Origin of the sequence: Pseudoroseomonas cervicalis ATCC 49957, from assembly GCF_000164635.1 — a bacterium.
GTDB lineage: Bacteria > Pseudomonadota > Alphaproteobacteria > Acetobacterales > Acetobacteraceae > Pseudoroseomonas > Pseudoroseomonas cervicalis.
Genome location: NZ_GG770778.1, coordinates 780,307 through 785,630 on the forward strand (window position 1 = coordinate 780,307; position 5,324 = coordinate 785,630).

The following is a 5,324-nucleotide window of genomic DNA, read 5'->3' on the forward strand; positions in this document are numbered from 1 at the left end:
CCCGCGGCGGGGCCGGGCATGCCGGGGCCGCCCTCCCGCGCCGCAAAGGCGGGGCCGGCCGCCATCCCGGATGCCGCCATCCCGGGTGATGCGGCGCCACGCCGCGCCGGTGCTGCCGATCCCGCAATCCTCATGCGGGCAGAGTAGCCCGGCGGCGCGCGCCGCGGCGGTGACGATCGAGTGCGCCTTCCTTCAGCTCATGTTCACCATGATCGTTTTCTTGTGAGTGAAGTGCTCCAGCATCGATTCCAGGCTGGCCTCCTTGCCCAGGCCGGACGCCTTCACGCCGCCATAGGAAAGATTGGGCTGCACGACGAGGTTCTGGTTCACCTGCACCAGCCCCGCCTCGATGCGATGCGCGAAGGTGAGCGCGATCTTGAGGTTGCTGGTCCAGACGCTGGCGGCCAGGCCGAACTCGGTGTCATTCGCCTCGGCCAGCACCGCTTCCGCCTCGTCGAAGGGGAAGATGCAGGTGACGGGGCCGAAGATCTCCTCCCGCACCAGCCGGCTCTCCTTGGTCAGGCCGGTGAAGATATGCGGCTGGATGAACAGCCCCTTCTTCAGCGCGGCGTCGGTCGGCATGGCGGAGCAGGCGCGTCCCGTCGCCCCCGCCGTGGCGCGGCCTTCCTCGATGAAGGTCTTCACCTTCTCGAACTGGCCGGGCGAGATGATGGTGCCGATATCGGTCTTCTCGTCCAGCGGGTCGCCCATCACCATGGCGTCGACGCGCTTGGCCATCTCCTCGACGAAGCGGTCGAAGATCGGCCGCTCGACGAAGATGCGGCTGGCCGCGGTGCAGCTCTGCCCCTGGCGGGTGAAGCGCATCGAGGTCAGCGCGCCCTGCACGGTCTTCTCGAAGTCGCAATCGGCGAAGACGATCATCGGCGACTTGCCGCCGAGCTCCAGCGTCACCGGGATCAGCTTCTCGGCCGCCGCCTTGTAGATCAGCTTGCCGGTCTCGACCGAGCCGGTGAAGGTCACCTTCTTCACCAGCTTGTGCGCCACCAGCGGGGCGCCGCATTCCGGACCCTGGCCCGAGAGCAGGTTGAACACGCCGGCCGGCAGCACGCGGTTCATCAGCTCGGCGATGCGCAGCACGGCGAGCGGCGCCTCCTCGGCCGACTTCACCACCACGCTGTTGCCGGCGACGAGGGCGGGCGCCACCTTCAGCGCCAGCAGCATCATCGGGATGTTCCAGGGGATGATGGCGCCGACCACGCCGAGCGGCTCGCGCACGGTGATGTTCAGCACCTCCGGGCCGAAGGGCACCGTCTCGCCCTTGATCTCGCCGCCGAGGCCGGCGAAGAAATCGAAGATGTCGGCGACGTTGTTGGCCTCGACACGGCTCTCGGTGCGCAGCGCCTTGCCGGTCTCGAGCGCCACCAGCCGCGACAGCTCCTCGACATGGGTGCGGATCAGCGCCGCCGCCTGGGCCACCAGCGCGCCGCGCTTGCGGGCGGGCAGCTTCGCCCAGTCCTTCTGCGCGCGGGCGGCATCGCTCACCGCCGCCTCGACATCGGCGGCGTCGCCATCGGCGGCCTCGGCCACCGCCTCGCCGGTCGCCGGGTTGACCACGGGGAAGACGCGGCCGGAGCGCGCCGGCACCAGCCGCCCGCCGATCAGATGCGCGCCCGAGAGGGCGCGGGCCAGGGCGAAGGGGTCGAGGCAGGGCGCCTCGGGCGCGGCCGCCGGCGTGTGGGTGTCGGGCATGCTGTCCTCCCGCGATTGGGTTCGTTCGGCCGAGACCATGCGATGCGCGCCGCCGCCCGGCAACCCTGGGCCACGGCCCGGCGCGGCCTTTCCGGCGGCGCAACCCGGCCCGGCGCAGACTTTCCGGCTGCGCAACCCGGATGGCAGAGCCCGTGTTTCCCCGGCGCTGCCCGCCGCATCCCCGGCGGGCCACCCGAGGAGATGCCGTCATGATCCAGCTTTCCCGCCGCGCCAGCCTGATGCTGCCGCTGGGGCTGCTGGCCGCCTGCGCCACCGAGACGCAGCCGCTGCCGCCCGCCGACCCCACCGGCCGTGCCGATCCGGAGATGCGCGCGCTGCTGGAGAGCCTGCAGGCGCTGCGGCCGCAGCCGATCGAGACGCTGCGCCCCGAGGAGGCCCGGCTGCAGCCCGGCATGGCCGATGCGGTGAAGCACCGGCTGCGCGCCCTCGGCCGCCCCGACGCGCCGCGCCCGCTGCCGGTGGTGCGCGATATCGAGATCCCGGGCCTGGGTGGCCCCATGGCCGCCCGCGTCTACAGCCCGGTCGAGCCGCGCCGCGCCGGCGACCCGCCGCGCCCGCTGCTGCCGCTGATCGTCTACTACCATGGCGGCGGCTTCGTGATCGGCTCGCTCGACGCCTATGACGCCTCGGCCCGGGCGCTCGCCGCCGAATCCCAGGCGGTGGTGCTGGCGGTGCATTACCGCCAGGCGCCGGAGGCGAAGTTCCCCGCCGCGCACCAGGACGCCTATGCCGCCTATGTCTGGGCGCTGCAGAACGCGGCGCAGCTCGGCGCCGACCTCAGCCGCGTCGCCGTGGTGGGGGAGAGCGCCGGCGGCAACCTGGCCATCAACGTCGCCATGGCGGCGCGCGAGGGCCGCACGCCGCTGCCGGTCGCCATGGGGCTGATCTACCCGGTGGCCGGCACCGACATGACGACGCCCTCCTACCAGCGCGACGCCATGGCGAAGCCGCTGAACGCGGCGATGATGCAGTGGTTCTTCCGCCACTACACCAGCCTGCCGGCCGAGCTGCAGGATCCGCGGCTGAACGTCTATGGCCGGGCCGAGCTGCGCGGCCTGCCCAAGGCCATCATCGTCTCGGCCGGGATCGACCCGCTGCAGAGCGACAGCCTGCTGCTGGCCGACCGGCTGCGGCAGAGCGGCGTGCAGGTGGTCGGGCAGGATTTCCCCGGCGTCACCCACGAATTCTTCGGCGTGGACCCGAATGTGCTGGCCCAGGCCGGCGCCGCCCAGCGCTTCATGGCCGGCGAGCTGCGCTCCGCCTTCGCCCTGCCGGCCCCCGCCGTCGTCATCCCCACCCGTTAGTTTTCCGGGCTGCCGCCGTCGGGTGGGGAGGCGGGACGCTGCACCTTGCCACCGGTGGCGGTTTTGACGGTGGAGGGGCGGGCCTGCGGGGCCGCCCCTTCCGCATGTGATGCGGCCATGAAAAAGGGGCGGGCCATACGGTCCGCCCCTCTGTCGTTCGGCCCAGCCTGGGCACCACGGGCGCGCCGCCTGGCTGCCGCGTCCCGCTTCACCACCCGACGGCGGCAGCCCGAAAGATTAACGCCAATGGCCGGGGAGCCAGGTCCAGCCGGCATTGCCCCAGACCCAGCGGCCATGCACCCATTCGGCGCCATGCACCGGGCGCAGGATCCAGCGGCCGGCGACCCATTCATAGGCGCGGCCTTCCCACTGCCAATGGCCGGGCTGCCAGACATAGCGCTCCGGCGCGGGGGGCGGCGGCAATTGCATCTCGCGCCGCAGCTCGGGCACCGGGGGGTAGGGGGGCGGCGCCGGCTGGGCGCAGGCGGTGGCGATGCTCAGCCCGGCAATGGCCAGGCCCTGCAGCAGCGTGCGGCGGATCATCGGGGCACTCCCTCTCGCGGCGTGGAACGCACGAAAGGAGACTGGGCAGTGGCACGGCCAAGGCCAAGTGGAGGCGGGATGTCTTCGCCGCAAGGCGCCGCGCGGGCGCCTCGCGGCGGGCCGTTCAGCCCTGGCGCAGCCGCTTCGCCGCCTCGACGGCAAAGTAGGTCAGCACGCCATCGGCGCCGGCGCGCTTGAAGGCCAGCAGGCTCTCCAGCATCGCCTTGTCGTGGTCCAGCCAGCCATTGCGCACCGCGGCCATGATCATCGCGTATTCGCCGCTGACCTGGTAGGCGAAGGTCGGCACGGCGAAGCGGTCCTTCACCCGGCGCACGATGTCCAGATAGGGCATGCCCGGCTTGACCATCACCATGTCGGCGCCCTCGGCCAGGTCCTGCGCCACCTCGCGCAGCGCCTCGTCCGAATTGGCCGGGTCCATCTGGTAGGTCTTCTTGTCGTCCTTCAGCGCGCCGCCCGAGCCCAGCGCGTCGCGGAACGGGCCGTAGAAGGCCGAGGCGTATTTCGCCGCGTAGGACATGATGCGGGTGTGGACCAGGCCCTTGCCGTCCAGCCCGGTGCGGATGGCGCCGATGCGGCCATCCATCATGTCGGAGGGGGCGATGATGTCGATCCCCGCCTCGGCCTGGTTCACCGCCTGGGCCACCAGCACGGCGACGGATTCGTCATTGGCGACATAGCCGTCGCGCAGCACCCCGTCATGGCCATGGTCGGTGTAGGGGTCGAGGGCGACGTCGCCCACCAGCGCGGTGTCGGGGAATTCGCGCTTCAGCAGGCGGGTGGCGCGGCAGATCAGGTTCTCGGGGTTCTTCGCCTCCGTCCCCTCGGCGTCCTTGCGCTCGGCCGGCGTCGCCGGGAACAGGGCGATGGCGGGGATGCCGAGCTCGACCGCCGGCGCCACATGCGCCGCCAGCCGGTCCAGCGTGACGCGGTAGGCGCCGGGCATCGAGGACACCTCGGTCACCTGGCCCTCGCCCTCGATCAGGAAGATCGGCCAGATCAGGTCGTCGACCGAGAGGCGGTGCTCGGCCACCAGGCGGCGCGTCGCCGCGTCATGGCGGTTGCGGCGCAGGCGGGTGGCGGGGAAGGACCCGAGGGCAGGCATCATGCGAAGGCTCCGGCGGCGGCGGGGCCCGGGCCGGGGGACCGGGATGCCGCCGAGTGGCGGTGGGCCGGTGGCGCGGCGGGCCTTCGCCCGGAGCCCTCGGCCGAGAGCGGCAGGATCATCCTGCCCGCCCCCTCCTGCCACGGAATCGGTTGGCGTTCCATGTCGCCGGCTCATGGCGGCCATGGCCGGCGCCGCTTTCTTGCGAAAAAGACAGTGGGGCGGCGGCGCGGCGGGCGGCATGCTGCGCGCCTCTCCCGGAGTCCTGGCATGCGCCGATCCCTCGCCCTGGTCCTGACCCTCTCGGCCCTGGTCCTGGCCGGGCCGGGCCTGGCGCGCGCGCAGGCGTATCGCAACGCCGAGATTCCCGGTCCCGGCGGCGTCACGCTGCGCGCCCTGCTGGCCCTGCCGCCCGAGGGCGCGCCGCCCGGCGTGCCGGTGGTGGCGCTGCATGGCTGCGCCGGGCTCGGCACGGTGGAGCAGCTGCGCGCCCCGGCACGGGAGCGCGACTGGACCCGGCGCCTGCTGGAAGCCGGCCATCCCGTGCTGCTGCCGGACAGTTTCGGCAGTCGTGGCCTCGGCCCCGCCTGCGGCCGCCCCGACCATCCGGCGGGGGCCGAGGC

The 5,324-nt window shown here is 72.7% G+C and carries 5 protein-coding genes; 2 read left to right on the forward strand and 3 right to left on the reverse strand.

Features of this window, described 5'->3' with window-relative positions:
* Nucleotides 1-192: 192 nt before the first annotated feature.
* Entirely contained in the window at nucleotides 193-1,710 is a 1,518-nt protein-coding gene (locus HMPREF0731_RS10570) for an aldehyde dehydrogenase family protein (protein WP_051014731.1), read from the reverse strand.
* Nucleotides 1,711-1,919: 209 nt separating this feature from the next.
* Between HMPREF0731_RS10570 and HMPREF0731_RS10575 the strand changes: the two genes are divergently transcribed.
* Nucleotides 1,920-3,035: an alpha/beta hydrolase gene (locus HMPREF0731_RS10575; RefSeq protein WP_007004109.1), complete on the forward strand. Its 1,116-nt coding sequence runs from the start codon at nucleotides 1,920-1,922 to the stop codon at nucleotides 3,033-3,035.
* A gap of 237 nt (nucleotides 3,036-3,272) precedes the next feature.
* Here HMPREF0731_RS10575 and HMPREF0731_RS10580 read toward each other — a convergent pair whose 3' ends face one another.
* Together HMPREF0731_RS10580 and hemB are read right to left on the reverse strand one after the other, a co-directional pair.
* Nucleotides 3,273-3,578 (reverse strand): YXWGXW repeat-containing protein, encoded by a 306-nt coding sequence (locus HMPREF0731_RS10580; protein WP_007004110.1) that lies wholly within the window; start codon nucleotides 3,576-3,578, stop codon nucleotides 3,273-3,275.
* Between the two features lie 124 nt (nucleotides 3,579-3,702).
* Nucleotides 3,703-4,704 carry a porphobilinogen synthase gene (gene hemB, locus HMPREF0731_RS10585; RefSeq protein WP_007004111.1) on the reverse strand — a complete coding sequence of 334 codons (1,002 nt, stop codon included), beginning with the start codon at nucleotides 4,702-4,704 and terminating at the stop codon, nucleotides 3,703-3,705.
* A gap of 267 nt (nucleotides 4,705-4,971) precedes the next feature.
* Between hemB and HMPREF0731_RS25310 the strand changes: the two genes are divergently transcribed.
* Nucleotides 4,972-5,324 (forward strand): dienelactone hydrolase family protein (locus tag HMPREF0731_RS25310; RefSeq protein WP_007004112.1); only part of this gene is annotated, 353 nt, incomplete at its 3' end.

Bases quoted from the DNA above. Each gene is read 5' to 3' on its own strand.
- HMPREF0731_RS10575 (WP_007004109.1), top strand. From the start codon at position 1,920: ATGATCCAGCTTTCCCGCCGCGCCAGCCTGATGCTGCCGCTGGGGCTG.
- HMPREF0731_RS10570 (WP_051014731.1), bottom strand. From the start codon at position 1,710: ATGCCCGACACCCACACGCCGGCGGCCGCGCCCGAGGCGCCCTGCCTC.
- HMPREF0731_RS10580 (WP_007004110.1), bottom strand. From the start codon at position 3,578: ATGATCCGCCGCACGCTGCTGCAGGGCCTGGCCATTGCCGGGCTGAGC.
- hemB (WP_007004111.1), bottom strand. From the start codon at position 4,704: ATGATGCCTGCCCTCGGGTCCTTCCCCGCCACCCGCCTGCGCCGCAAC.